This window comes from Microbacterium sp. G2-16M (assembly GCF_055809115.1).
Window position 1 is genome coordinate 2,605,445 of record NZ_CM147897.1, and the last position, 24,861, is coordinate 2,630,305.

The 24,861-nt window shown below is 69.0% G+C and carries 23 protein-coding genes and 3 tRNA genes; 18 read left to right on the plus strand and 8 right to left on the minus strand.

Annotation, left to right across the window (positions count from 1 at the left end; all coding sequences use genetic code 11):
• Positions 1-42: 42 nt before the first annotated feature.
• Entirely contained in the window at positions 43-942 is a 900-nt protein-coding gene (locus tag AC0L6F_RS12320) for a glycosyltransferase family 2 protein (RefSeq protein ID WP_473538119.1), read from the minus strand.
• Between the two features lie 153 nt (positions 943-1,095).
• Between AC0L6F_RS12320 and AC0L6F_RS12325 the strand changes: the two genes are divergently transcribed.
• Complete coding sequence (locus AC0L6F_RS12325; RefSeq protein WP_473538120.1) at positions 1,096-1,617, plus strand: acyltransferase; 522 nt, start codon at positions 1,096-1,098, stop codon at positions 1,615-1,617.
• Positions 1,618-1,642: 25 nt separating this feature from the next.
• Here AC0L6F_RS12325 and AC0L6F_RS12330 read toward each other — a convergent pair whose 3' ends face one another.
• Positions 1,643-3,277 (minus strand): DUF4082 domain-containing protein, encoded by a 1,635-nt coding sequence (locus AC0L6F_RS12330; protein WP_473538121.1) that lies wholly within the window; start codon positions 3,275-3,277, stop codon positions 1,643-1,645.
• 1,694 nt (positions 3,278-4,971) lie between these two features.
• Here AC0L6F_RS12330 and AC0L6F_RS12335 point away from each other — a divergent pair.
• Entirely contained in the window at positions 4,972-5,427 is a 456-nt protein-coding gene (locus tag AC0L6F_RS12335) for a VanZ family protein (RefSeq protein ID WP_473538122.1), read from the plus strand.
• A 140-nt stretch (positions 5,428-5,567) separates the two neighbouring features.
• On the opposite strand, the gene AC0L6F_RS12340 is transcribed toward AC0L6F_RS12335, so the two are convergent.
• A complete protein-coding gene (locus AC0L6F_RS12340) occupies positions 5,568-7,112 on the minus strand; it encodes a sugar transferase (RefSeq protein WP_473538123.1) in 1,545 nt (514 codons plus the stop codon).
• A 327-nt stretch (positions 7,113-7,439) separates the two neighbouring features.
• Between AC0L6F_RS12340 and AC0L6F_RS12345 the strand changes: the two genes are divergently transcribed.
• The 4 genes from AC0L6F_RS12345 to AC0L6F_RS12360 all read left to right on the plus strand — a co-directional run bounded on the left by AC0L6F_RS12345 (position 7,440) and on the right by AC0L6F_RS12360 (position 10,946).
• Complete coding sequence (locus tag AC0L6F_RS12345; RefSeq protein WP_259611027.1) at positions 7,440-7,835, plus strand: (deoxy)nucleoside triphosphate pyrophosphohydrolase; 396 nt, start codon at positions 7,440-7,442, stop codon at positions 7,833-7,835.
• A 144-nt stretch (positions 7,836-7,979) separates the two neighbouring features.
• Positions 7,980-9,227: a Fic family protein gene (locus tag AC0L6F_RS12350; protein ID WP_473538125.1), complete on the plus strand. Its 1,248-nt coding sequence runs from the start codon at positions 7,980-7,982 to the stop codon at positions 9,225-9,227.
• A 224-nt stretch (positions 9,228-9,451) separates the two neighbouring features.
• Positions 9,452-9,673, plus strand: coding sequence for a helix-turn-helix domain-containing protein (locus AC0L6F_RS12355; protein ID WP_036280208.1), 222 nt, complete (start codon positions 9,452-9,454; stop codon positions 9,671-9,673).
• Positions 9,663-10,946: a HipA domain-containing protein gene (locus tag AC0L6F_RS12360; protein WP_473538127.1), complete on the plus strand. Its 1,284-nt coding sequence runs from the start codon at positions 9,663-9,665 to the stop codon at positions 10,944-10,946. The genes AC0L6F_RS12355 and AC0L6F_RS12360 overlap by 11 nt, the downstream gene beginning before the upstream one ends.
• A gap of 82 nt (positions 10,947-11,028) precedes the next feature.
• On the opposite strand, the gene AC0L6F_RS12365 is transcribed toward AC0L6F_RS12360, so the two are convergent.
• The 3 genes from AC0L6F_RS12365 to AC0L6F_RS12375 all read right to left on the minus strand — a co-directional run bounded on the left by AC0L6F_RS12365 (position 11,029) and on the right by AC0L6F_RS12375 (position 11,346).
• Positions 11,029-11,101, minus strand: a tRNA-Phe gene (locus AC0L6F_RS12365).
• A gap of 72 nt (positions 11,102-11,173) precedes the next feature.
• Positions 11,174-11,247, minus strand: a tRNA-Asp gene (locus AC0L6F_RS12370).
• Between the two features lie 26 nt (positions 11,248-11,273).
• A tRNA-Glu gene (locus tag AC0L6F_RS12375) sits at positions 11,274-11,346 on the minus strand.
• Between the two features lie 263 nt (positions 11,347-11,609).
• Between AC0L6F_RS12375 and AC0L6F_RS12380 the strand changes: the two genes are divergently transcribed.
• A complete protein-coding gene (locus AC0L6F_RS12380) occupies positions 11,610-13,010 on the plus strand; it encodes a peptidoglycan DD-metalloendopeptidase family protein (protein WP_473538128.1) in 1,401 nt (466 codons plus the stop codon).
• Positions 13,011-13,043: 33 nt separating this feature from the next.
• Here AC0L6F_RS12380 and AC0L6F_RS12385 read toward each other — a convergent pair whose 3' ends face one another.
• The gene (locus tag AC0L6F_RS12385) at positions 13,044-13,529 is read right to left on the minus strand and encodes an inorganic diphosphatase (protein WP_259611030.1); all 486 of its coding nucleotides are present in this window, start codon (positions 13,527-13,529) and stop codon (positions 13,044-13,046) included.
• Between the two features lie 87 nt (positions 13,530-13,616).
• Here AC0L6F_RS12385 and tilS point away from each other — a divergent pair, with 87 nt between their 5' ends.
• From tilS to AC0L6F_RS12440, 11 genes are all read left to right on the plus strand, one after another.
• Positions 13,617-14,606, plus strand: a complete 990-nt coding sequence (gene tilS, locus AC0L6F_RS12390) for a tRNA lysidine(34) synthetase TilS (RefSeq protein ID WP_274636880.1) — start codon at positions 13,617-13,619, stop codon at positions 14,604-14,606.
• 62 nt (positions 14,607-14,668) lie between these two features.
• Positions 14,669-15,220 carry a hypoxanthine phosphoribosyltransferase gene (gene hpt, locus AC0L6F_RS12395; RefSeq protein ID WP_274636881.1) on the plus strand — a complete coding sequence of 184 codons (552 nt, stop codon included), beginning with the start codon at positions 14,669-14,671 and terminating at the stop codon, positions 15,218-15,220.
• Between the two features lie 130 nt (positions 15,221-15,350).
• Positions 15,351-17,348, plus strand: coding sequence for an ATP-dependent zinc metalloprotease FtsH (gene ftsH / locus AC0L6F_RS12400; protein ID WP_274636882.1), 1,998 nt, complete (start codon positions 15,351-15,353; stop codon positions 17,346-17,348).
• A 10-nt stretch (positions 17,349-17,358) separates the two neighbouring features.
• The gene (gene folE, locus AC0L6F_RS12405) at positions 17,359-17,949 is read left to right on the plus strand and encodes a GTP cyclohydrolase I (RefSeq protein WP_274636883.1); all 591 of its coding nucleotides are present in this window, start codon (positions 17,359-17,361) and stop codon (positions 17,947-17,949) included.
• Positions 17,946-18,749, plus strand: coding sequence for a dihydropteroate synthase (gene folP, locus AC0L6F_RS12410; RefSeq protein WP_274636884.1), 804 nt, complete (start codon positions 17,946-17,948; stop codon positions 18,747-18,749). The genes folE and folP overlap by 4 nt, the downstream gene beginning before the upstream one ends.
• Complete coding sequence (gene folB / locus AC0L6F_RS12415; RefSeq protein ID WP_354003047.1) at positions 18,746-19,123, plus strand: dihydroneopterin aldolase; 378 nt, start codon at positions 18,746-18,748, stop codon at positions 19,121-19,123. The genes folP and folB overlap by 4 nt, the downstream gene beginning before the upstream one ends.
• The gene (gene folK / locus AC0L6F_RS12420; RefSeq protein WP_259611033.1) at positions 19,120-19,641 is read left to right on the plus strand and encodes a 2-amino-4-hydroxy-6-hydroxymethyldihydropteridine diphosphokinase; all 522 of its coding nucleotides are present in this window, start codon (positions 19,120-19,122) and stop codon (positions 19,639-19,641) included. Before folB ends, folK begins: the two co-directional genes overlap by 4 nt.
• Positions 19,638-20,156: a DUF3180 domain-containing protein gene (locus tag AC0L6F_RS12425; RefSeq protein WP_259611034.1), complete on the plus strand. Its 519-nt coding sequence runs from the start codon at positions 19,638-19,640 to the stop codon at positions 20,154-20,156. Before folK ends, AC0L6F_RS12425 begins: the two co-directional genes overlap by 4 nt.
• On the plus strand, positions 20,077-20,697 hold the full coding sequence (locus tag AC0L6F_RS12430; protein WP_274636885.1) for a PH domain-containing protein: 621 nt from the start codon (positions 20,077-20,079) through the stop codon (positions 20,695-20,697). The genes AC0L6F_RS12425 and AC0L6F_RS12430 overlap by 80 nt, the downstream gene beginning before the upstream one ends.
• Positions 20,694-22,328, plus strand: coding sequence for a PH domain-containing protein (locus tag AC0L6F_RS12435; protein WP_274636886.1), 1,635 nt, complete (start codon positions 20,694-20,696; stop codon positions 22,326-22,328). The genes AC0L6F_RS12430 and AC0L6F_RS12435 overlap by 4 nt, the downstream gene beginning before the upstream one ends.
• Positions 22,325-23,020 carry a DUF2520 domain-containing protein gene (locus AC0L6F_RS12440; RefSeq protein WP_274636887.1) on the plus strand — a complete coding sequence of 232 codons (696 nt, stop codon included), beginning with the start codon at positions 22,325-22,327 and terminating at the stop codon, positions 23,018-23,020. The genes AC0L6F_RS12435 and AC0L6F_RS12440 overlap by 4 nt, the downstream gene beginning before the upstream one ends.
• 183 nt (positions 23,021-23,203) lie before the next feature.
• Here AC0L6F_RS12440 and AC0L6F_RS12445 read toward each other — a convergent pair whose 3' ends face one another.
• A complete protein-coding gene (locus AC0L6F_RS12445; RefSeq protein ID WP_473538129.1) occupies positions 23,204-24,835 on the minus strand; it encodes a phospholipase C in 1,632 nt (543 codons plus the stop codon).
• Positions 24,836-24,861 lie beyond the last annotated feature (26 nt).

The window sequence follows — 24,861 nt, forward strand, 5'->3', positions numbered from 1 at the left end:
CAACCGCCCGCCTTCTCGACTGCGATCATGACCAGCTTCCACTCATGCCGGCAGCAGACGGTCGTTCGCCCCGATCTCTGGGGGCCGGCGAGAGGGACAAAGGAGGGCGCGGAATGCGACCCATGACTGCGAGTGTCCGAACAGGCCCCGGCGGAGCTCCGTCAGGACTGCGATCCCGTAGTACACCCACGTCGAGATGCGGCCATGGCGGCGGCCGTAGATCCGCACACGATTGACCATCTTCATCGTATGTGTGGTGGCGGACTCGCCGGAGCCGCCGCCGATGTGCATGACCCGGGCGGCCGGTGTGTACATCGTGCGCCAGCCGGCGTCTTTCGCGCGAAGGCAGAAGTCGGTCTCTTCGGAATACAGGAAGAAGGTCTCGTCGAAACCGCCAAGGGCGTCGAAACATGGACGCGAGATAAGCATGACGGCGCCGACTGCCCAGTCCACCTCGTGCTCGTACTCATACTCCTGTGGGTCCTCGATCCGTTCAGCGAACGCGGCGAGGCCGGTGAAGCTCAGACCCCCTGCCCGCATCAGACTCGGCTCACGGCGGAGCGACGGTGACAGGCTACCGTCTGCCTCATGCATCCGTGGTGCCACGACACCGACGCCAGTTCGCTGAAGAACATCCATCATCGCCGACACGCTCCCCGGCGTCATCGTCGCATCCGGGTTCAGCACGAGGATCGTCGCGTCAACAGCCGCGAGTCTTACGCCCGTGTTGATCCCGCTGGCAAATCCGGTGTTCGTCGAGCGCACGACCGTGACTTCGGGCCGCCGCTCTGCGACATCGGCCGTCCCGTCGACCGAGCCATTGTCCACGACCACCACCGAGTGCCCGATGTCCCCGAAGGCCGCCGGAAGGCTGTCCAGCAGTGCGTCGATGTGCTCGCGGCTGTTGTAAGTCACGATGATGGCGACTGCTGAAGTGATCACATCCGAATTGTAGTGAGGCGTGGGAAGCTGGCCATCCGCTTCTCTGTGCTGATTCTCGGCCGCCACAGCACCGGTCGGCGGCCAGCGCCGATAGTCTGAGACGACTCGCCAGCAGCGCCCGACCACCCGCACGTCGTACAGGAGGAGTGGCAAATGACTGCACTGCGCTCACTCCTGTTCACGCTCGTTGTCAACGTGATGGCGAGGTCGCCGCTCCTCCCCTCGCGCGTCCGCCGCGTCCTGCTGCGAGCGAGCGGCATCCGGCTGGGTCGATCGGCCGTGAGCGCTCGATGCTTTTTTGGCGGCCCCGACGTCATCATCGGTGACCGCACGTTCATCAACGTAGGCGTCTTCTTCGACGGACTCGCACGGATCACAGTCGGCGACGACGTCCACATCGCGATGGAGACCATGCTGCTGACCGGCTCCCATGCCATCGGCGATGGAACGCGGAGAGCGGGGACACTCACTGCTTCCGACGTGAGCGTTGAGGACGGGGCGTGGATCGGGGCGCGCGCCATCATCCTGCCGGGCGTGACGGTGGGAGCCGGAGCAGTCGTTGCCGCGGGCGCGGTCGTCACCGCATCCTGCGAACCGCATGCGCTCTACGCGGGGGTTCCTGCCCGTCTCCTGCGCCGGTTGGACGACGGTGAAGGCATCCGGCCCGAGATGTGACCGGACTCCCTCGTCATCCGGCCCGTCAGTGGCTCATGCAGGTGAGCGGCTTCACCGACTTCACAGAGCCGTTGGCCGCCACATCGACCACCTCGTTGCCCGGGCCCCACGTCACCTGCTTACAGCTGCTGATGTCGAGCGGTGCGAAGTCCCACGAGTTGTTGACGATCTTCAGATTGGATACGCTTCCCGCTGTTCCGAGCCGGAAGACATATCCACCGCCGGAGAGCAGGACATTGTCGATCGTCGCTCTCGTGTTGCCCTGATCGGGATAGAAGAACGCCGACGTGCCCGTGCAGCTGGGCCGCTCCGCGAGTGTGACCGCTGTGTGGCGGAGCGTGAGGGCCACACCCAGGTACCCCTGAATGCCGTCACCGTGCCAGGAGGAGTTGTCCGTGCAGCCCTCAGGAGCAACGACCCGGACCCAGGAGTCTTGAATCGTTACCGGGCCGCATCCCACGTCAGTTCCGGCGACGCGGAATCCTTCCGATACTCCGTCGATCTTGACGCGGGTGGCCGTATAGCCACCCGACTCCACGACGGGCATCTCGAGATCGGTGGGGCCACGGAGGATGGTGGTGTCCTCGATCTTCAGGCCGTTATAGCAGACGCCCGCATACTCATTGACGATCCGCGCGCTGACGAGCTCAACTCGTCGGAGGGTTACATTACTGCCTCGAATGTAGAGGATTCCGCCGGTGACGCGCAGATCCTGGACGACGGCACCGTCATCTCCGATCGTATAGTCCCCCTTCACCTCCTTTTTCGGTTTCCATCCCGCCGGCACGCCCGTGGTCGCAGCAGTGGGGAACGACTTCGCTACGGGCGTCGGAGATGGTGACGTTGACTGCGATCGCGTCGGCGTCGGCGTCGGCGTCGGCGTCGGCGTTCTCGTCGTCGCGGTGGGTGCCGGGGTAGGCTTCGCGCTCTTGGTCGGTGTGGGTTTCATGCTCGTCGTCGGAGTGGGCATCGGCGACGGCAGGGGTGCTGCACTCGTGGTCGGCGTGGACGCGGAGGCCGACCCCGCAGGCCATGACGGCGAGGTTCCATGCGGCTTCTTCGCGGGGTGATAGACGACGTCGACCCAGTACTGATTCGAGCGCCAGGTGTGGCGCGAGAACCTCTCGGACGTGGTGGCGCGGAACACGCCGGCATCACTGTGCGACACCGAGAAGGCCGGGCTCTTCGAGATGAACGTGTAGTTCGGCGTCTGGACATAGGAACCGCCGTCCGGTGCGCGATAGGACACCACATACGACTTGCCGGCTTTGAGGGTGACGGACTTGGGCAGCGATGCGACCTGCCAGCCAGACGACGACTCGTTCGCAAAGTGGACGGTGGCAAGTGCCTTCCCGGCCTCGGTATACAGCGTTCCTGTGTGCGAGCCAGTAGTACCCTTGGCCTTGTAGAAGCGAATCGCAGACACGGAGCCGTCGACGGTGGGGCTGAAGCGCGTGCCGATCTCGGCCGTACTCATGCTGGAGTCGACTTGAACATCATGAGGCGTGTCGTCCCCCCAGATCGTCACTGCCGAGGCGGACGATGCGTTGATCGCGAACACTGTCAGCGTCGAGGCGATGATCGCACACGCGAGGACCAGGGCCAGGACCGAGAACCTCCGGGTTCTCGTGCGCAGAGCCGAATCAATGAGCTTTTTCATGGGGATTCCTCGGGTAGGAAGGTGAGACCCGTGTTCAGCATACGGGCGCGGGGGCCTCCAATCCGCTATAATGAATCGCTTCTCACATGATGATGGTTCCTTCATGACAGGTTTCGGTTGCGTTCACGGGAAGAAGTCTCGGCGGCCTTGATGCGCCCATCGTGGTTGCTCTGCGATCCGCGTCACCGGGCAGGTTCAGGGCCAGGGGGCCGGCCACCGTCCTCCTCGTCGCCATCTCGGTGTGAGGAGTCAGCCCAGAACGCCGACTCCTGGCATGAGAGCGAGACCAGATGAGGACCTTCGTCGCCCGGCCCGCCCTAGATCAGGCGATGACCGGTGCGAGGATCCTCATGACCTTCGGCCCCGTCGCGGTGCCGCCTGTCGAAGCAGTCCGCGCAGCGTTTCACACGTTGGCCGCTGGTGGAAATCCGGTTCGACTGGGATATCGGACCCACCGCAGCGGTCAGTGGGAGTGGATCGCTCCTGCGATCCAGTCGCGGCTCAGCGAGATCGTCCGGGTAGCAGCGCCTGGGCAGGATCACTCATTGGAATGCTGGCTCGCTGACAACCTGATCGACGATCTACCGGTCCAGATCGCCTTGCAGGAGGACTACGTCAGCATTTCGATCGACCACACTTTGTTCGACGCGCAGGTAGCGGTGAGGCTCCCCGTGCTGCTCTTCGACACAGCGAGCGGCCGTGAGACATCACTCCCCGCATCGAGCAGAGCGCCCTTGGTGAGAGCGCTCATAGCCACTTTCGGTGCCCGGCCACGGTCATGGAGCAGGCTCGTCCGCGATGTTCGTCATCATCGCGTCCGACAGCGCGAGATGCCGCTCCCGCTCGTGACGCAGTCACGTGAGCAGAGTGTCCCTCTCGCAGCTGGATCGGCCCTCACCCGCCACGTATTCGGCTCGTGTGATGCCGATCTGCTGCGTGCAGTCAGGTCGTGGGGTCGGCAGCAGGGAATCTCGATGGCGCCAACCCTGACGTATCTCGCGTCCCGTGCGCTTGAGGCGAGCGGCATTGCCACAAGCGGCGAAGGATACATTCTTGTGGATCTGCGACGCTACTTGCCTCCGGACGTCTCCACGACGGGAAACTTCATTGCCAGTCTGCCAGTTCGGGTAAGAGATCCGCGCACGTTTCCCGCCGACCTGGGAGATGACGTGAGGGCGGGCATAGCGTCGGGGCGCCCTCTTGCCTCTATTGCGACCAGGCTGGCGAGTCAGCGACTTAGACGCGCCGCACCCCCGCCAGTGGACGCCCACGTGCCGGTCCCGTCGCACGCTCGGCTCTCCATGAGTGCTCTGCCCACTCTGCCGGGCTGGGAGGGCTTGCCGTGGACCGGCGACGCGAGTTCGCGCTCTATTCGGCTTGCCACGGACTCCGCGGAACCGAGCACGATTGGCTGGGTCATCGCGACGTCAGGAGGGCGGACCTACTTCAGTGCCACATTTCGCTCTGATGTGTTCGCCGACGATCAGATGGAGCACGCCATGATATTGGCCACGGAGCATCCGTTAGCCGTGCTCGACACGGCCCAATAGGAGCACGGCACTTCATCTCTTTCGCTCAGGCAGGGGTGAGCTCTCGCGCTTCCATATGGGACCGGCCGCCGATACCTGTTGGTGTGGCGCGGTACCTGTCCGGCTCCCGTGCTGCGCACTCTCGCAGTGTGAGAATGGGTGCTTATGGGGATCACGCGAAAACGCTGGGCACTGATCGCGTTGATCTGCTATGCCGCCGTTGCCGTCGCGCTTCTCTTTGCGCCCGTCTCGCCAGAGCTCGTGGTGCGTGCGGTTGTGAGAGTGCTGCACGACGGCCTCGGATGGGCATTCATCCGGACAGGGCACGTGGATGCCGCACTGAATGTCATCTTGTTCGTGCCGCTCGGATTCTTGATGACATGCGTCCTCCGGCCCGGTTGGCTGGGGATGCTCATCGCTCTCGCGCTGTCGGTCAGCGCGGAGCTCGTGCAGACGCTCTTGCCTGCGCGTACCGCCAGTCTTCGAGACATTCTCACCAACGTGGTGGGCGCGGGCGTCGGCGCCGTGGTCGCCTTGGTTTACCTGCGGTGGCACGATCGCCGCGCCGCGCGGATTTCGGAGTCGAGAGCCGGAGCGAGCAAGAGTAGCGAGCAAGAGTAGGGGCGCAATGGTCGTTGCGCCGACGTGGGAGGGATCCGCGACCATGGGGACACGTGCCATGCGGCGATCGTGTCCTTTGGGAAGGGGAGCATGGTCGCGGATCCAGTCGGTGGTTCGGATGCTGTAGGCACCCGAACGAGTCAGTAGGCCCCCTTCGGGTCGATCATCACGCGGAAGGTCCGCCACATGATCATCAGATCGGTCATGACCGACCAGTTCTCGACGTAGCGCAGGTCGAGCCGCACGCTCTCGTCCCACGACAGGTCGCTGCGCCCGCTCACCTGCCACAGGCCGGTGATGCCCGGCTTGATGTACAGCCGGCGATACACGGCGCCGCCGTACGCGTCGACCTCGCTGGGCAGCGGCGGGCGCGGGCCCACCACGCTCATGTCGCCGCGCAGCGCATTCCAGAACTGCGGCAGTTCGTCCAGCGAGAACTTGCGCAGCACGGTGCCGATCCGGGTGATGCGCGGATCGTGCTTGAGCTTGAAAAGCGGACCCGACCCTTCGTTGGCGTCCCTCAGCTCGGCCAGGCGGGCTTCGGCGTCCACGTGCATCGTCCGGAACTTGAGGATCTTGAACTCCGTGCCGTCCCGACCGACGCGGACCTGGCGGAAGAACACCGGGCCGCGGTCCTCGAGCTTGATCAGCAGCGCGATCGGCAGGCCGATCAGCGTGATCGGGATGAGCGCCAGCCCAGAGATGGCGATGTCCATCGCGCGCTTGAGCAGGTGCCGTCCGCCCTCGAACTCGGGGATCTTCACGTGGATCAGCGGCAGGCCGTCGATCGGGTGAAGCGAGATCCGAGGGCCGGCGACATCAGCGAGACGACTGGACAGGATGAGCTCGGATGCCGTGCCCTCGAGCTCCCAGCTCAAGCGCTTGATGAAATCCGGCTCCCTGTCCAGTCGACTCGCCACGACGACGGAGTCGGCGCCGAGTTGGCGCGCGCGCAGCGCGACCGTACCCGTCGTCCCCACAACGGGATAGGTGCGTCCGTCGACGATCATGGGGGTCTGAGACCCGTCCTCGAGCGCCGCTCCGACGATCGAGTAGCCCTTGTTCGTGTCCTGCTGCAGCTGCCGGATGACGTACTCCACGTCGTCCCGGGTGCCGGTCACGAGGGTGCGTGCCGTGCAGTGGCCGTACTCGCGCTGGGCGATGAGCCAGCGGCGCCAGCTCCACCGCCCGACGAGGACGGCGAACAGGCCGAGCGGGAGCGCGGCGATCAGCTGCATCCGCACCCCGTGCCACTGGAAGACCACGAACAGCATCGCGACGATCCCGAAGGCGAGACCGGTCGCATGCGCCACGCGCTTGTACTCGGTCGCGCCGCCGCCGAGGATCGCCATCGTCCGCGTGCCGAACAGCGACAGCATCCCGATCCAGACCGCGGCCGTCAGCAGCGGGATCCGCAGCATGGCCCAGGCGTCGATCGACCCGGAGGCGTCGGTGAGCAGGGCAAGCGCCCCGGCGCCCGCGGAGGCGCCGAGGACGATCATCGCGTCGGAGACCCGCAGCCGCCGGCGGTAGCGTCGCTCCCAGAGCAGGCGGCGCTCCAGCGCGGGCTGGACGCGCGGCGAGACGCCGGTCGTCACGGCAGCCGTGTGCGATGTCTCGGCGTGGCGCGACGGGGTGAGCTGATCGAAGCCGATCACTCCCGGCAGTGCGTCGATCGCCGTCATAGTGCACGCGCGGTCAAGCGCACGCGTGCCAACGCGTCCCCAGTCGACATCTTTACTTCCCCAGTAATGTCGCGACAGGTTCCCACCTGTCGTATTCCCCAGACGGCTCATCGGCTTCCCACGGCCGATGATCGGAGCATCCCACTGCTCCAGCCGCTGTCACTCTATCGTGCCCGGGTCCGTTGCGGAAGGGATACCGCGGATCCGTGTCACACCGTGACGTTCACCCTGCAAGAGGTCGTCGTCTGCGCGGTGATACCGGGCGTCATTCTCGGGGGCACCGGCGCGTGCGGTGACGGAATCCGTGCGCTGTGCGACGATGCCGACATGACCGCCGCCCCGCTCGACGTCGTCGCCGCGGTGATCGTGGACGGCGACCGGATCCTCGCCTGCCGTCGCCGTGAGGGAAAGGCCGACGCCGGCCGCTGGGAGTTCCCCGGCGGCAAGGTCGAACCGGGGGAGTCGCCGGCCGAGGCGCTCGTGCGCGAGGTCCGCGAAGAGCTGGGCATCGACATCCGCATCGGGGAGGTCCTGCGGACGGACGTGACGGATGCCGCAGGCCGCAGCATCCGCCTCACCTGTCTGGCCGCGACCCTGTCAGGGGAGCGTCCGACCGACAGCACCGATCACGACCGGATGGAGTGGGTGCGCCCTGCCGAGCTGTCGGCCCTGGACTGGGCCGAGCCGGATCTGCCGATGGTGCGCGAGCTCAGCGGCGGGTGAGGCTGTGATCAGCGCGCGCGACACGAGTGACGACGCTCACACCCATCGACGCCAGCCGAGTGCGTGTCGAGGGCAGTCCATCTTCTGTGTCGTTCGTCCATTCAAACCAACACATAAGAAGCTAGGTGTTGGTAAGATGGCGGGATGATCACGGCTTCTGCACCATCTTCGATCCCGGTCGAAGCCGTCTCGCACGAGACCTTCGAGTGGACGCCGCACGCGCCCCAGAGGTACTCGCGCGCCGAGGTGGCTCGGCAGACCGGGCCGTACGACGCGACCGTCACAGCGCCCATCGCCGCGTGGCTTCCCGATGTCTCCGGTGAAGACGCGGCCGACGTCGAGGACGCCATCCGCCGACTGGTCGAGTTCGACCAGCACGCCCAGCGCACTCTCGGCACGGACTCTCCCGCGCTCGGGCCAATGACCGCGATCCTGCTGCGCACCGAGTCCGCTTCGAGCTCGCAGATCGAGCAGCTGACGACGTCGGCCAAGCAACTCGCCCTCGCCGAGATCGACGAGGGCGACGAGGCGAACGCACTGACCGTCATCGGCAACGTCCGCGCGATGGAGGCCGCTCTCCAGATGGCCGACGACATCAGCGAGGGCTCCATCCTCGCCATGCACCGAGCGCTGCTGACCCATCAGCCCGGTCTCGAGCACGAGGCCGGCCGGTACCGCCAGGAGCAGGTGTGGATCGGGGGCGACAACGCCGGCCCTCGCGACGCCCGTTTCATCGGCCCACACCATGACCGCATCCCCGGTGCGATCGCGGATCTGGTTGCCTTCGCCCGCCGCCAGGACATCTCGGTGCTCGTTCAGGTCGCGGTCGCCCACGCCCAGTTCGAGACCATCCATCCCTTCGTCGACGGCAACGGTCGGACCGGGCGCGCCCTTGCGCAGTCGATCCTCCGCAACAAGGGCCTGGTCGGATCGACCGCCGTGCCGATCTCGGCGGGGCTCCTCGTCGACACGAACCGGTACTTTGCAGCCCTCGGGTCCTTCCGCGATGGCGACGCCGGCCCCATCATTCGCGAGTTCGCGATGGCGAGCCGGATCGCGGCGAAGACCGGCAGCCGGCTCGTCGACGACATGGTCGGGCAACTCAACGAGTCCCGCGCGAAGATGAAGGGCATTCGCTCGGATGCCGCGGCCTGGAAGGTGCTGCCGCACCTGGTCGGACAGCCCGCCGTGAACACCAAGTACCTCATGACCCACCTCGGCCTCGGCGAGATGGCAGCCCTCCGCGCGCTCGATGCGCTCACGGAGCGCGAGGTGCTCACCGAGACCACGGGCCGGGGCCGCAATCGCGTCTGGCAGCACCGCGGCATCCTCGGGGTCCTGGATGCCTACGCTGCCGAGATCCGTAGGATGACCCGTCCTACGGTGCCGTAGGTGACGGTTCGCCAACCCATGCAGTTCGCGTCGCCGCACCGAACAGAAGAATCCCCGCTGAGACTATGAAAGAAACCCCCGCGTGTAGAAGCCACGCGAGGGTTCCAGTGGTGGGTTGTCGCGTGGCTCGGCGACACAGGAACGTGCGGTATAAGTCACTTCCCCTTGTGTGCGTTATAAGTCACATGTAGAGTTGTGCGTTATAAGTCACTTGTGAGGTGGAGATGGAAGTACGCGCTGCATCCGACTTCGGGGCCCTCGTTGCTGAGCGCCGCGAAGGTCTGAGTCTGTCTCAAGCTGAGCTCGCGCGCCGCGCCGGCGTCACTCGCGAGTGGGTCGTGCGGCTGGAGAACGGGTCCACAACCGTCACGCTCTTCCGGCTCATGCGCGTTCTCCGAGAGCTCGGCCTCGTCGTCGACGTCAGCGAGGTCGACGATGTCGAGTGAACTGTTCGCGTATCTCGATGGCGAAGCGATCGGCGTCGTCGAGCAGTCGGCTGGTGGCGCCTTGTCATTCACCTACGACGCTGATTACCGGTCCCGGCGCGATGCGACCCCGCTCTCACTCTCCATGCCGCTTGTGCGCGCCGGGCACAAGAACAGGCCGGTGCGCGCTTTTCTGCAGGGGTTGCTTCCCGACAGTCCGGGCCGGCTCACGGAGCTTGGACGCGAGTATCGTGTCAGCGCCAGTAATCCTTTTGCTCTGCTTTCGCACATTGGTCGTGACGCGGCCGGTGCGGTGCAGCTGCTTCCACCTGGTGAGGCGAGCGCTGACGCAGCCGAACGTCACGGCGATGTGAGAGAACTCTCCGACACCGACTTCGCGGAGCTCGTGGCAGATCTTGTCCGCAACGGTGATACCTGGGGGAGGCGTACGGATGACGCGCGTTGGAGTCTTCCCGGTGCGCAGCCCAAAGTCGCGCTGTTCCGCACCGAGCAGGAACGATGGGCGGTGCCGCAGGATTCGACACCGACCACGCACATACTGAAGCCAGCGGTCGCGCCCTATCCGGACCATCACATCAATGAGTTCATGACGACGGCCGCGGCGCGTGGGTTGCGGCTTCACGTCGCTGACGATTTCTTGGTGACCACCGAGCGTGGTCACGCGGTGTTCGTTTCCACGCGCTACGACCGCCGGCTCGAAGACGGGCGTTGGCATCGGCTCCATCAGGAGGACCTCGGTCAGGCGCTGAGCGTGCCGCCGGACATGAAGTATCAGTCCGAGGGCGGACCAGGTATCGCCGCGATTGCCCGCCTCATCAACTCCCTGCCTGACGCCGAAGACCGGCGGGGCAACGCAAGACAGTTCTACGAGGCCCTTGTATTCTCGGTAGCGTCTCTCGGCACCGACGCGCACGCGAAGAACTACTCGCTTCTGCTGCAGCGTGATCGTGCCAAGCTCGCCCCGCTCTATGACCTCGGCAGCTACGCACCGTACCTCGCCGCCGACGGCGGTAACCCGAAGCTCGCCATGTCAATCGAGGGGGAGTACAGCGTCGGACGGATCAGCCTCGATTCGCTGGTCAGGGTGGCGGCGCGGGTCGGCCTCGACCGCGATTGGGCTGAGGCGCGCGCCCATGAGATCACGGACGGCATCGTGATCGCCTACGCGGCGGCGGCGGATGCTGCGCGAGCGCAGCTCGGCGACGACCCGTTCATCGGGCGGATGGTCGACAGCATCCATGAGTACGCGTCGTCGCGTGGCTGGAACGCATGACTAGCTCTCACCAGGGCAAAGCAAAACCCCCGCGGATAGAAGCTCCGCGAGGGTTTCTAGGATGACGTAATGATCATCCGTGTGGCTCCGACGGGCGTCGATCCCGTGACCTCACGATTTTCAGTCGTGCGCTCTACCAACTGAGCTACAGAGCCACGCGGCATCCGTGTGCAACATCCGCCGCGTCCGACACGAAAGGCCCTTCGGAAAGGGCCCGTCGCTTGGAGCGACCCTGACGGGACTTGAACCCGCGACCTCCGCCGTGACAGGGCGGCACGCTAACCAGCTGCGCTACAGGGCCAGAACTATGAAATTGTATCGGAAGAGTGACCCCAACGGGATTCGAACCCGTGCTACCGCCGTGAAAGGGCGGCGTCCTAGGCCGCTAAACGATGGGGCCCGATGAACCCCTGCCTTCGCAGGCCTGGTGCTCACGCTTGCCGACGCTCAAGCATAAGAGATTCGGTCCCGTTTCGCGAATCGGGCAGGGGGCCGATTCGGCGACCCGCCCGGCGGGCTCCGCGGCGGGAGAAGGGCGGGGCGCAAGATGGTCGGGGTGCCCGAACACGAGCGGAATCTGTTGCATCTGTGACGGATGTTGTTACTGTGGAGCGAGTTGTGCCGATAGTGCCCGGTGAGACACCGCAACGAAGAGGAGGCCGCGTGCTCGACGAACAGGTCGATCCCGACGCCTGCGATTGCGCCCCCACCGAGCGCGAACGACGTGCACTGTGGCCGAGCACGGTCACCCGACGAGGCGCGCTCGCGCTCGGCATCGTCGGGGTCGCCGCAGTCGGCGTCGCAGCGGCACCCCGCATCCCCGCCGCGTACGCGGCCGACTATCCCTCGTGGGACGACGTGAAGCGCGCCAAGGCCAACCAGTCGGCCAAGAACGGCGAGATCGGCCGGATCGAGACGCTGATCCAGAACCTGAAGAACGCGGCGGCCGAGGCGCAGCGGCTCTCAGAGCAGCGGGGCCAGGAGTACTTCGAGGCGCAGCAGGCGTTCCTCGAGGCATCTCACCGCGCCGACGACCTGCAGGCGCAGGCCGACGCGCAGGCGAAGACGGCGACGGATGCCGCGGACAAGGCCGGTCGCGTCGCCGCCCAGCTGTACCGAAACGGCGGCGACAACGCCTCGCTCGAGCTGTTCCTGTCCGGCTCGGCCGCGAACGCCGACGACCTGCTGGCCCGCCTGGGCACGATGGACAAGCTGCTGGACGCGAACCGAGCGGTGTACTCGGATGCCGTGGCCGCCCGGGATTCCGCCCAGAGCCTGACCGACCAGGCGAAGAAGCAGCGCGCCGAGCGCGACCGGCTGCAGAAGATCGCCGAGAAGAAGATGGTGGCCGCGCAGCAGGCCGCCGACGCCGCCGAGGCGGCCGTGGCCAACCAGAACGCGCACCTGGACGTGCTGCAGGCGCAGCTGGCGGCCCTCAAGGACAACACCGCCAAGACGATCGCCGGCTACCGGGCCGGGGTCGAGGCGCGCCGCAAGGCCGAGGAGGAGCGCAAGCGCCGCGAAGCGGCCGCGCGCAAACGCGCGGAGGAGGCGGCCCGCAAGGCCGCCGCCGAGGCGGCCAAGCACCATAACAGCGGGGGAGGCGGGTCACCCGCCAGCTCCGGCGGGGGCGGCTCGGTGCTGGGCTCCGGCTGGTGCCGGCCGAACAGCGGCGGGCAGAGCTCCGGCTACGGACCGCGCATGGTCTGGTGCGGCAGTGCGTACTGCTCCAGCGGATTCCACGAGGGCGTCGACCTGGCCGGCCCGTGCGGATCGAACATCTACGCCGCACACTCCGGCCGGGTCACCTACGCCGGCTACAACGGCGGATACGGCAACTACATCCGCCTCGACCATGGCAGCGGCATCGGCACCGGCTACGGCCACATCCGCCCCGGCGGCATCCACGTCCGGTACGGCCAGTACGTGAGCGCCGGGCAGGTCATCGCCAGCGAGGGCAACACCGGCAACTCATTCGGCTGCCACCTGCACTTCGAGGTCTATGTGAACGGCAGCACGACCAACCCCGTGCCGTTCATGGCCCGCCGCGGCATCTCGGTCTGACCGCTCCGGCGCCGGACCCGTTCGAGCCGTGCGTCAGTGCTGTTCGAAGCGCGCGTACGCCTCGCCGACCAGGCGCTCGGCCTCGGCCGCGTTCGCCCAGTCGTCGACCTTGACCCACTTGCCCTGCTCGAGGTCCTTGTAGTGCTCGAAGAAGTGCGAGATCTCGTTCTTGGTGTGCTCGGGGATGTCGTCGACGTCCTGGATGTGCGCCCAGCGCGGGTCCTTGGCCAGGACCGCGACCACCTTGTCGTCGCCGCCGGCCTCGTCGCTCATCTTCAGCACCGCCACCGGGCGCACCGTGACGTGGACCCCGGGGAACAGGGTCTGGTCCAGCAGCAGCAGGACATCCAGCGGGTCGCCGTCCTCGCCGAGCGTCTTGTCGAAGAACCCGTACTCCGCGGGGTAGCCGAACACCGTGTAGAGGATGCGGTCGAGGTGGACGGCCCCGGTCTCGTGGTCGACTTCGTACTTCACGCGGCTGCCGCGCGGGATCTCGATGACGGCGTCGTACGCGCCCATGCTGTGCTCCTTCGGTGACGGGAATTCCGCGCACCAGCCTATTCCGCGCACCAGCCTATCGGCGTGCGGCGGCGGTACCGTGAGGGAATGGAGCACCGGCCGAGCCTCGACCCCGCCGTCGCCGACACCCGTCGGGCGGTCCGGGCGGCCCTGGCCGAGGTGCGGCCCGGCGCCGTGGTGGTCGCGCTCTCCGGCGGCGCCGACTCGCTCGCCCTCGCAGCGGCCACCGCGTTCGAGGCGCCCAAGCGCGGGATGACACTGATCAGCGTCACCGTCGACCACGGCCTGCAGCCCGGCTCGGGCGAAGTCGCCGAGGCCGCCGCCCGGCAGGCCGAGGAGCTCGGCCTGGACGCACGGGTCGAACGGGTGCAGGTCGGCGCCGACGGCGGGCCGGAGGCGGCCGCGCGGGCGGCCCGCTACCGGGCCCTGTCCCGCGTCGCGGCCGAGGCGGACGCGGCCGCCGTCCTGGTCGGCCACACCCGCGACGACCAGGCCGAGACCGTGCTGCTGGGCCTGGCCCGCGGATCGGGCGCCGCGAGCCTGCAGGGCATGGCCGCGGCATCCGATCTGGACGGCATCCCCCTGCTGCGGCCGTTCCTGGACATCCCGCGGGCGACCACCCGCGCGGCCTGCTCCGCCCAGGGGCTGCAGCCGTGGGACGACCCGCAGAACGACGACCCCGCCTATGCGCGGGTGCGCGTGCGCCGCACCGTCATGCCGGTCTTGGAGGCCGAGCTCGGGCCCGGCATCGCCGAGGCGCTCGCACGCACCGCGGACCAGCTGCGCGAGGATGCCGCGGCCTTCGCCGAGATGATCGACGAGACCATCGAGGACATCGTCGAGCCCGCCGAGGCCGGCATCGCCGTATCGGTGGCCGCGCTCGCCGCGAACCCGGCGGCCCTGCGCCACCGGGTCATCCGGCACGTGGTGGCCAGCGAGTTCGGGCAGAGCCTGACCCGCGCCCAGACCCTCGAGGTCGCCCGGCTCGTCATCGACTGGCGCGGACAGGGGCCGATCGATCTGCCCGGCTGCCGGGCGCAGCGCAGCGGCGCGCGGATCGAGTTCACCGCGCAGTGATTCCACCGCGCAGTGAATCCCGGGCATTCGGCGCGTCCGGGACCGGCCCGTAGACTCGAGGCATGCGCGCGGCGGACATCTCCGATCAGATCACGACCGTCCTCGTCACCGAGGAGGACATCCGCGAGAAGCTCGCCGAGATCGCGGCCCGGGTGGCCGTCGACTACGCGGGCAAGGATCTGCTCCTGGTCGGGGTCCTCAAGGGCGCCGTCATGGTGATGGCCGATTTCGCCCGGGCGCTGCCGATGGTCGTCCCGATGGACTGGATGGCCGTCTCGTCCTACGGCAGCGGCACCAAGTCCAGCGGCGTGGTGCAGATCCGCAAGGACCTGGACACCGACATCCACGACAAGCACGTGCTCATCGTCGAGGACATCATCGACTCCGGCCTGACCCTGAGCTGGCTGCTGGAGAACTTCGCGTCGCGCGGTGCCGCCTCGGTCGAGGTGTTCGCCCTGCTGCGCAAGCCCGAGGCGGCCAAGGTGCACGTGGAGTCGAAGTACGTCGGCTTCGACATCCCGCCCGAGTTCGTGATCGGGTACGGCCTGGACTACGACGAGAAGTACCGCAATCTGCGGGATGTCGCGGTGCTGGCCCCGCACGTCTACAGCTGAGCCTGTGCGGCCCCGGCGCCTGTACGCCGTGGGCGAATGCACAGACGACCCCTAGCGGGCGCGCGATACCCTGAAACGACAATCCGCGAGCATGCGGATCGCAAGGAAAGGGCTCGGGCGTCGCCCCACCATGGATTTCAAGAAGATCACTCGCAACCCGTTGATGTATGTGCTGCTCATCGGGGTACTGCTGATCGTCGGCTTCTCCCTCATCTCCAGCCTCGGCGGGGCCAAGCAGATCACCACCCAGGAGGGCCTGAATCTGCTCAAGGGCGACACGGTCACCAAGGTCGTCAACACCGACGGCGACCAGCGCGTGGACATGACCCTCTCCACGGCGTACCAGGATTCCACCGACGTGCAGTTCTACTACGTGTCGGCGCGGGCCGACCAGGTGGTCGAGGCGATCAACGCCGCCAACCCGAAGGACGGCTACAACGACGCCGTCCCGAAGGCGAGCTGGTTCGACGGCTTCCTGTCGCTGCTGCTGCCGATGGTGATCCTCGGTCTGCTGTTCTGGTTCCTGCTCTCCTCCGCCCAGGGCGGCGGCAGCAAGGTCATGCAGTTCGGCAAGTCGCGCGCGAAACTGGTGACCAAGGAGATGCCCCAGGTCACCTTCGGCGACGTCGCCGGGGCCGATGAGGCGATCGAAGAGCTCGAGGAGATCAAGGACTTCCTCAAGGAGCCGGCGAAGTTCCAGGCCGTCGGCGCGCGGATCCCGAAGGGCGTGCTCCTGTACGGCCCTCCCGGAACCGGCAAGACCCTGCTCGCCCGTGCCGTCGCCGGCGAGGCCGGCGTGCCGTTCTACTCGATCTCGGGTTCGGACTTCGTCGAGATGTTCGTCGGCGTCGGCGCCAGCCGCGTGCGCGACCTGTTCAGCCAGGCGAAGGAGACCGCCCCGGCGATCATCTTCATCGACGAGATCGACGCCGTCGGCCGCCACCGCGGTGCGGGCCTGGGCGGCGGCCACGACGAGCGCGAGCAGACCCTGAACCAGATGCTCGTCGAGATGGACGGGTTCGACCCCAAGGCGAACGTCATCGTGATCGCGGCGACCAACCGCCCCGACATCCTCGACCCGGCGCTGCTGCGTCCGGGCCGCTTCGACCGGCAGATCGGCGTGGACGCCCCCGACCTGCAGGGCCGCCTGCAGATCCTGCAGGTGCACGGGCGCGGCAAGCCGCTGGCCGACGGGGTCGACCTCGAGGTCGTGGCCCGCAAGACGCCGGGGTTCACCGGCGCCGACCTGGCCAACGTGCTCAACGAGGCCGCGCTGCTGACCGCCCGCTCGAACGCGCAGCTGATCGACAACCGCGCCCTGGACGAGGCGATCGACCGGGTCATCGCCGGTCCGCAGCGCCGGACCCGGGTGATGAAGGACAAGGAGAAGCTGATCACCGCGTACCACGAGGGCGGCCACGCCCTGACCGCCGCGGCGATGAACTACTCCGACCCGGTCACGAAGATCACGATCCTGCCGCGCGGCAAGGCCCTCGGCTACACCATGGTCATGCCGCTGGATGACAAGTACTCGATCACCCGCAACGAGCTGCAGGACCAGCTGGCCTGGGCCATGGGCGGCCGGGTCGCCGAGGAGATCGTGTTCCACGACCCCACCACCGGGGCATCCAACGACATCGAGAAGGCCACCGGCATCGCCCGCAAGATGGTCACCGAGTACGGCATGACCGCCGCCATCGGGCCGGTCAAGCTGGGCGGGTCCTCGGGCGAGATGTTCCTCGGCCGCGACATGGGCCACGGCCGCGACTTCTCCGACTCGATGGCCGAGACCGTCGACGAGGAGGTCCGGGCGCTGCTGGAGCAGGCGCATAACGAGGCCTACCAGGTGCTGAACGCGAACCGCGAGGTCCTCGACCGGCTGGCGCTCGCGCTGCTGGAGAAGGAGACGCTGGACCACCTCGAGATCGCCGATATCTTCACCGACATCACGAAGCTGCCGGAGCGTCCGCAGTGGCTCTCCAGCGACGAGCGTCCGGTCTCGGCGATGCCCCCGGTCGAGGTCCCGCGCCAGCCGGCCGGCATCGCCGCCTCGACCGAGGCCGAGGAGGGTTCGCACGCCGGAGCGCGCCGTCGCCCCAGCGGGCAGGCGCGTCCCGCGACAGCGTAGGCTCGGGCGTGTGGCCGTGGACCGTGAGCGCGTGAGTTCCCTGGTCCGGGAGCTCCTCGACGCGATCGGGGAGGACCCGGACCGCCCCGGCCTGCGACAGACCCCGCAGCGGGTCGCGGAGCTGTACGCCGACTTCTTCGCCGGGGTGGGGCAGGATGCCTCAGCCCCCCTCGCGCACACCATCTCGGTGTCGTCCGGCCCCGCGCCGGACACCACGCCGTCCGGCGCAGTGATGCTGCGCGGCATCCGCTTCCGCTCCGTCTGCGAGCACCACCTGCTGCCGTTCGCCGGGCGCGCGCACATCGCCTACCTGCCCGGCGAGCAGGTGGTGGGCCTGGGCGCGCTGCCGAAGGTGGTCGACATCCTCGCCGACCGGCCCCAGGTGCAGGAGCGGCTGGGCGAGCAGATCGCCGACACCATCGCCCAGGCGCTGGACTGCCGGGGCGTGCTGGTGGTGCTGGACGCCGTGCACGAGTGCGTCACGATGCGCGGAGGCAAGCAGACGGATGCCTCGACCGTCACGATCGCCGCGCGCGGCGAGCTCGCCGACCCGGCGGCACGGACCGAACTCGTGGCCCTGATCGGACGGGAGAGCGCATGACCCTGATCATGGGAGCCGTCAACGTCACCCCGGACTCGTTCAGCGACGGCGGACGGTATCTGCACACCGAGGACGCGATCGCGCACGGACTGGCGCTGCGCGCCGACGGCGCCGACATCCTCGACATCGGCGGCGAGTCGACCCGGCCCGGCGCCGCGCACGTCGAGGCATCTGTGGAGCGCGATCGCGTCGTGCCGGTGATCCGCGAACTGGCCGCCGCCGGCGCACTGATCAGCGTCGACACCATGCACGCGGCGACCGCGCGCGCGGCGGTCGAGGCCGGGGCGCGGATCATCAACGACGTCGCCGGGGGCCTGGCCGACCCGGACATGCTGCGGGTGGCCGCCGACCTCGAGGTCGACATCGTGATCAGCCACTGGCGCGGCCACTCCGACGACATGTACGCGCATGCGCAGTACGACGACGTGGCCCGGGATGTCGTCACCGAACTCGTCGGGCGGATCGAGGCGGCCGCGGCCGCCGGCATCCCCCCGGCGCGGATCATCCTGGATCCGGGCATCGGCTTCGCCAAGCGCGGGGTGCAGAACTGGGAGATGCTGCGCGGGCTGCCGGCGCTGGTGGGGCTCGGCCCGCGGGTGCTGGTCGGCACGAGCCGCAAGCGGTTCCTCGCCGACCTGCTCGAGGAGGACGACGCCGGCCCCGCCACGGAGCAGCGCCGCGACCTGGCGACCGCGGTGGCAAGCGTCCTGGCCGCCCAGGCCGGCGTGTGGGGGGTGCGGGTGCACGATGTGGCCGGCACCCGCGACGCGCTGCGCGTCGCGAAGGCGTGGAGAGGATGATGGGCGAGCTCGACGAGATCACGCTGCGCGGCCTGCGCGCGTTCGGATACCACGGCGTCTACCCGCACGAGCGGCGCGAGGGGCAGGTGTTCGTGGTCGATCTGACACTGTTCGTCGACACCCGGGCGGCCGCGGCATCCGATGACGTGGCCGACACCGCGCACTACGGCGACGTCGCCGTGGCGGCCACCGAGATCATCGCCGGCGAGCCGGTCAACCTGATCGAGACACTGGGCGCGCGCATCGCCGAGCGGGCGCTCTCGTTCACGGGGGTGCGTGCGGTGGCCGTCACCGTGCACAAGCCGGACGCCCCGATCACGGTCCCGTTCGAGGATGTGACCGTCACGATCCGCCGCGAACGGGAGTCGGCATGAGCCGGCGGCTCGCGCAGGGGTTCGTCCCGGAGCCCCCGCCCGGCACCCCGGTGGTGATCGCGCTGGGTGCGAACCTCGGCGACCGGGACGGGACTCTGGATGCCGCGGCCGCCGAGCTGCGCGCCCTGCCGCTGACCGACCGGGTGCGGGTCGCCGAGCCGATCTCGTCGATCGCGATCAAGCCGGACGGGCCGGATGCCGCGGCCCCCCGATACCTGAACTCGGTCGCCACGCTGCGCACCCGGCTGGCCCCGTCGGTGCTGCTGGCGGCGCTGCACGAGATCGAGGCGCGTCACGGCCGGGTGCGCGCGGAGCGGTGGGGAGACCGCACGCTCGACCTGGACATCATCGCGTACGGCGCGGTGCTCAGCGCGGATCCGGCGCTGACGCTGCCGCACCCGCGCGCCGCCGAGCGCTCGTTCGTGCTCGCGCCGTGGCTGGCCCTCGACCCGGACGCGGAGCTGCCCGGCGCCGGCCCCGTGCGCGCGCTGCTGGACCGCCTGGGGGAGGACGGATGAAGCGCACCCGACCGCTGTCGCTGATCATCGCCGCCGTGCTCGGCGTCGGCGCCGGCTACCTGTTCGACCAGCTGCTGACTGCGGCCGGGCGCCCCACGTTCACCCCGATGGTGTCGCTGCCGATCATGCTGGTCGTCCTCGGCATCGTCGTCGTCCTGTTCGCGCTGCCCATCCACAGGGCCACGCACGGCCGGTCCGCCGGACCGGTCAACCCGTTCCACGCGGTGCGGGTCGCGATGCTGGCGAAGGCCTCGAGCCTGCTGGGCGCGCTGTTCGTCGGGCTGGGACTCGGCCTCATCCTGTTTCTGCTGACCCGGCCCAACGACCCGTCGGTAGGCTCGTTGAGTGCGCTGATCGCGACCGTCGTGTGCGCCGCCCTGCTGGTGGCCGGCGGGTTGATCGCCGAGCACCTCTGCACGATCCGGAAGGACGACGATGACGAACATCCCCGAGGCGGGTCCGGATCCGACAGACCGGACGACTCCGGTCTCGCCGGAGGCTCCCACCCCCGGTGAGCTCGGCGACGCGGTGCTCGACGACCGCACGTTCGACGTCGTCCTCGAGCCGCGCGGCGACAACCGCCTGCCGCTCGGCGACGGCACCTGGCATCAGCTCGCGCGGGCCTACGTCTGGGTGCGGCTCATCTCGGTGACCGCCATGCTGGTGGTCGTGCTGATCGCGGCCACGGCGCTGTCGGTCTTCGCCCACGAGGCATGGGTGTGGATCCCCGGCGGCATCGCCGCCGCCGTCTTAGCGGCCACCGCCGTGATCACCCCGCGGCAGGCTCGGTCGTTCGGGTATCAGCTGCGTCACGACGATCTGGTGTTCCGCCGCGGCATCCTCTGGCAGCGCCAGGTGGCGGTGCCCTACGGGCGGATGCAGCTGGTCGACATCACCCATGGCCCGCTCGACCGGGCGTTCGGCATCGCGCAGCTCAAGCTCGTGACGGCCGCGGCATCCACCGGCGTCGTCATCCCCGGGCTCACCCAGGGCGCGGCCGAGCGGCTGCGCGACACCCTCATCGCCGTGGCGGAGACCCGCAGGACCGGACTATGACCACCGCCGAGCCCGTGCCGCCGGCTGCGGGACCGCCGGCGCAGGGGGCTCCGCTGCCCGGCGCGCGCTCGCCGCTCAGCGACGGCGACTGGCACCGTCTGCACCCGCTCACGCCGCTGTTCCGCGGCGGGTTCGTGCTGGTCGTGGTCGCGGGCCTCGTGATCTCGAACCTGCGCGAGCGGATCATCGACTTCTTCGTGAACTCCGCGGTGCCGGATGCCGGAGACTTCGAGGACAGCGGCGACCCGATCGACTTCATCCTGTCGCACAACCTCGTGCTGCTGGCACTGCTGGCCGTGCTCGTGGTGGTGCTGGTCCTGATCGGCCTGTTCTACCTGGCGTGGCGGTTCCACACGTTCCGCATCACCGGAGACGACGTGGAGGTGCGGCAGGGCGTGCTGTTCCGCAGCCATCGCCGTGCCCCGCTGGACCGCGTGCAGGGCGTGAACCTCACCCGGCCGATGCTTGCCCGTCTGTGCGGCATGGCCAAGCTCGAGGTCGTCGGCGCCGGCTCGGACGCCAACGTCAAGCTCGACTACCTGTCCACCTCGAACGCCGAGGCGGTCCGGGGCGACATCCTGCGCCTGGCCTCGGGCCGCAAGCTGGCCGAGGCCCGGGCCCGGGGCGCGGCGCCCCCGGCCGGCTCGCGCGTGGCGGCCGCGGCATCCGTGGTCACCGACGCCGTGAACTCCCTCGTCCTCGGCGCGGAGGAGCCGGTCGCCGAACCGGCATCCGTCGTGTCCATCCCGGTGGTGCGGCTGATCCTCGCGCACCTGTTCGGCGGGCGGACGCTGGTGCTGCTGGCCCTGATCGCGATCGCCGTGTGGGGCTCGATCGTCGGCACGCCGTGGATCCTGTTCACGATCGTGCCGATGTTCCTCGCGTTCGGTGCCGTCCTGATGCGGTCGATCACCAAGTCGCTGCGGTACTCGATCGCCCCGACGCCGGACGGCGTGCGCATCACCTACGGCCTGTTCACCACCGTGACCGAGACGCTGCCGCCCGGCCGCATCCACGCCGTCGAGATCAGCCAGCCGCTGATGTGGCGCGCGTTCGGCTGGTGGGCGGTGCGGGTGAACCGGATGAGCGGCAAGAGCGCGAACTCCGGTCAGACCGACCAGTTCTCGGAGGTGCTGCCGGTGGGCGACCGCGCCGACGTCGAGCGGGTGCTGCGGCTGGTCATGCCCGGGATGCCGGAGCAGCAGTGGCCGCTCGTGTTCGAGCACGGCATCCTCGGCCCCGGCGCGGCCGACCCGTACACCAACACGCCGCGCCGCGCGCGGATCCTGCGGCCGCTGTCGTGGCGGCGCAACGGCTTCCTCCTGGCCGAGGCCGGACTGCTGCTGCGCCGCGGGATGGTGTGGCGCAGCCTGGGCATCTTCCCGCTCGCGCGGCTGCAGAGCGTCGGGCTGCATCAGGGCCCGCTCGCGCGCGCGCTGGGCGCGGCCAAGGTGCACGCGCACACGATCCCCGGGCGGGTCTCGGGCCAGCTCGGGGCGGTGGACCGGGATGCCGCGGTCGCGCTGTTCGCACGCGCCGAGGCCGCCGCCGTCGCGGCCGGCGCCACCGACCGCAGCCACCGCTGGGCCGGGGAGGATCCGGCGACGCCGGGCGGGGGTGGGCGGTTGTGAGGGCCGACGGGCGCCTGGGGGTCGGGATCATCGGCGCGGGCCGGGTCGGCCCGGTGATCGGCGCGGCGCTGGCAGGCGCCGGACACGCCGTGGTCGGCATCACGCACGGGTCGGACGACGACCGGGTCGAGTCGGTGCTGCCCGGGGTGCCCTTCCTGGACACGCCCGAGATCGTGCGCCGCGCCGAGCTGGTCGTGCTGGCCGTGCCGCACGACGAACTGCCGGGGCTGGTGACCGGCCTCGCCGAGGTCGAGGCGTGGCAGATCGGCCAGCTGGTGCTGCACACCGATCCCGGCCACGGCCTGGACGTGCTCGCGCCCGCCGCCGCCCGCGGCGCCATCCCGCTGGCGATCCACCCGGCGATCACGTTCACCGGGACATCCATGGACATCCGCCAGCTCACCGACGCGTTCGCCGCGGTCACGGCACCGGCGGCCGTGCTGCCGATCGCCCAGGCGCTCGCGGTCGAGCTGGGCTGCGAGCCGGTGGTGGTGGCGGATGCCGACCGCCCGGCCTATGCGGAGGCCATCGCGACCGCGACCGAGTTCTCGCGATCGATCGTGCGGCAGGCATCCGATCTGCTCGCCTCGGCCGGCGTGGAGAACCCGCGCGCGTTCCTGTCGACGATCGTGCACTCCAGCGTCGATCAGGCGCTCGCCGACCCGGGCGACGCCGCCGACCTCAAGCCCTGAGCGGCGGGCGGATGCGGCATCCGCCCGTTCGGTCGACGCATATGGCTGCCGGTTCGGCGCGCGAGGAGGCATTCGCGTCGACCGAATCGGCCCGCGGAGTTTCGGTCGACGCATATGGCGGTCGATTCGGCCCCAGGACAGCCATTCGTGTCGACCGAACCGACGACGGGAGGGGCACGCGGCTCAGCGCCGCACGGACCCGTTCGCGTCAAGCAGCAGCGGCTCGGCGTGCGGCGGGCCGGCGAAGTCGAAGAGGCCGTCCAGGGTGCCCGCCCGCGCATCGAAGCTGCCGCCGCCGATGCGGCCGGTGCGCCAGTTGTCCTCGATGAACCGCAGGATCGAGGTCTGCTCGGTCGCGGTGTGGTCGATCGCCCCCGCCCGCGCGTAGGGCGAGATCACCAGCAGCGGCAGCCGCTGGCTGGGCCCGCAGCGCCCGATCTGACCGCCGGCGACGGGCGCGGCCGCGTCGGCGCAGATGGCGGCGTCGATGTCGGATGACCGCGAGGCGTTGAGGATCGTCGGGGCGACGTGGTCGTACCACCCGTCCGAGTCGTCGTACGCGATCACGACTGCGGTCGAGGCCCAGTCGGCCGAGGTCTGCAGCCGGTTGAGGGTGCCCACCAGGAAGGCCTGCTCGTCGAGGGGGTCCGAGGAGCCCGCGTGGCCGTCCTGCGCGCCCGGCGCCTTCAGGAACGACACCGCGGGAAGCCGTCCGGCGGTCAGTGCGGCGTCGAAGTCGGTCAGATCGTACTGATGGTGCGCGCGATCGTCGTACCCGATCATCGCCACCGACGTCGGGGGCAGATGATGCGGATTGGCGGTGGACGGGTAGTACTGGAACGGCTCGTGGTGCGGGACGTAGTCGGCGATGCGCGCCCCGCCGACGTTCGTCCGGCTCGCCCCGCACTGCGCGGGCGCGCCGGTGGCGGCATCCCATGCCGAGGTCGGGCGGAACCCGCCGGAGAACCAGCCCCACGTCACGTGCGCGGCCGACAGCAGGTCGCCGATCGTGCGGGAGGATGCCGGGAACCGGCCGAGCGGAGCATTCGCGCCGCGCCGGCTGCAGTCGTCGAGGGCCGGATCGACGTCGGTGATCAGGGTGCCGCGGCCCTGCGCGTCCGGCGCGGCGACCCGTGCCGGATCGCGGACGACCGCGCCGCTGTGCGGATCGACGAGGGTCATGCCCCACGTCTGCCCGGAGACCAGGTCGATGGCGCCGGGCGTGGACGGGCCGAACACCGTGTCCCACGAGTTGTCGCTCATCGCGAACCGCTGGGCATAGTTCCACAGCGCCGTCACCGTGTTCCCGTCGTAGTAGTCCATGACCAGCCCGGGTTCGCCGAACCCGGTCCGGCACGCATCCCGGGACGTGTGCTGGACGAACCGGTCCATCCGGCCGCCGTTCATTGCGCGCTGCTCGTCGGTGTAGTCGTGGTCCTGGTCGCAGGTCAGCGCCTGCTCGTGGGTGAGACGGCGTGGCGCCGACGCGTTCGGATTGTGCGTCAGCATCCCGGACGTGGTCAGCGTGTCCGCATGCGGAGTGTCGGATGCCGCATGGAACGGCGTGCCGTCGGTGTTGGCGGCGACCGGGTAGGTGCCGAAGTAGTGGTCGAACGACACGTTCTCGCCGAAGATCACGACGAGGTGCCGGATCGGCGTCGTCGTCGCCTGCGCGCTCGGAGAGGCGGATGCCGGGGCCGACGCGGTGCGTGTCGGAACCGGGGTCGGGGTGGGGGCCGGCGCACAGGAGACGAGGGCGACCGCGAGCGTCGCAAGGACGGCAGCCGCCCGCGCGCGGTGCCTCGGCTGGACCATACGATCGCCTCCGAGTACCAGTGTGC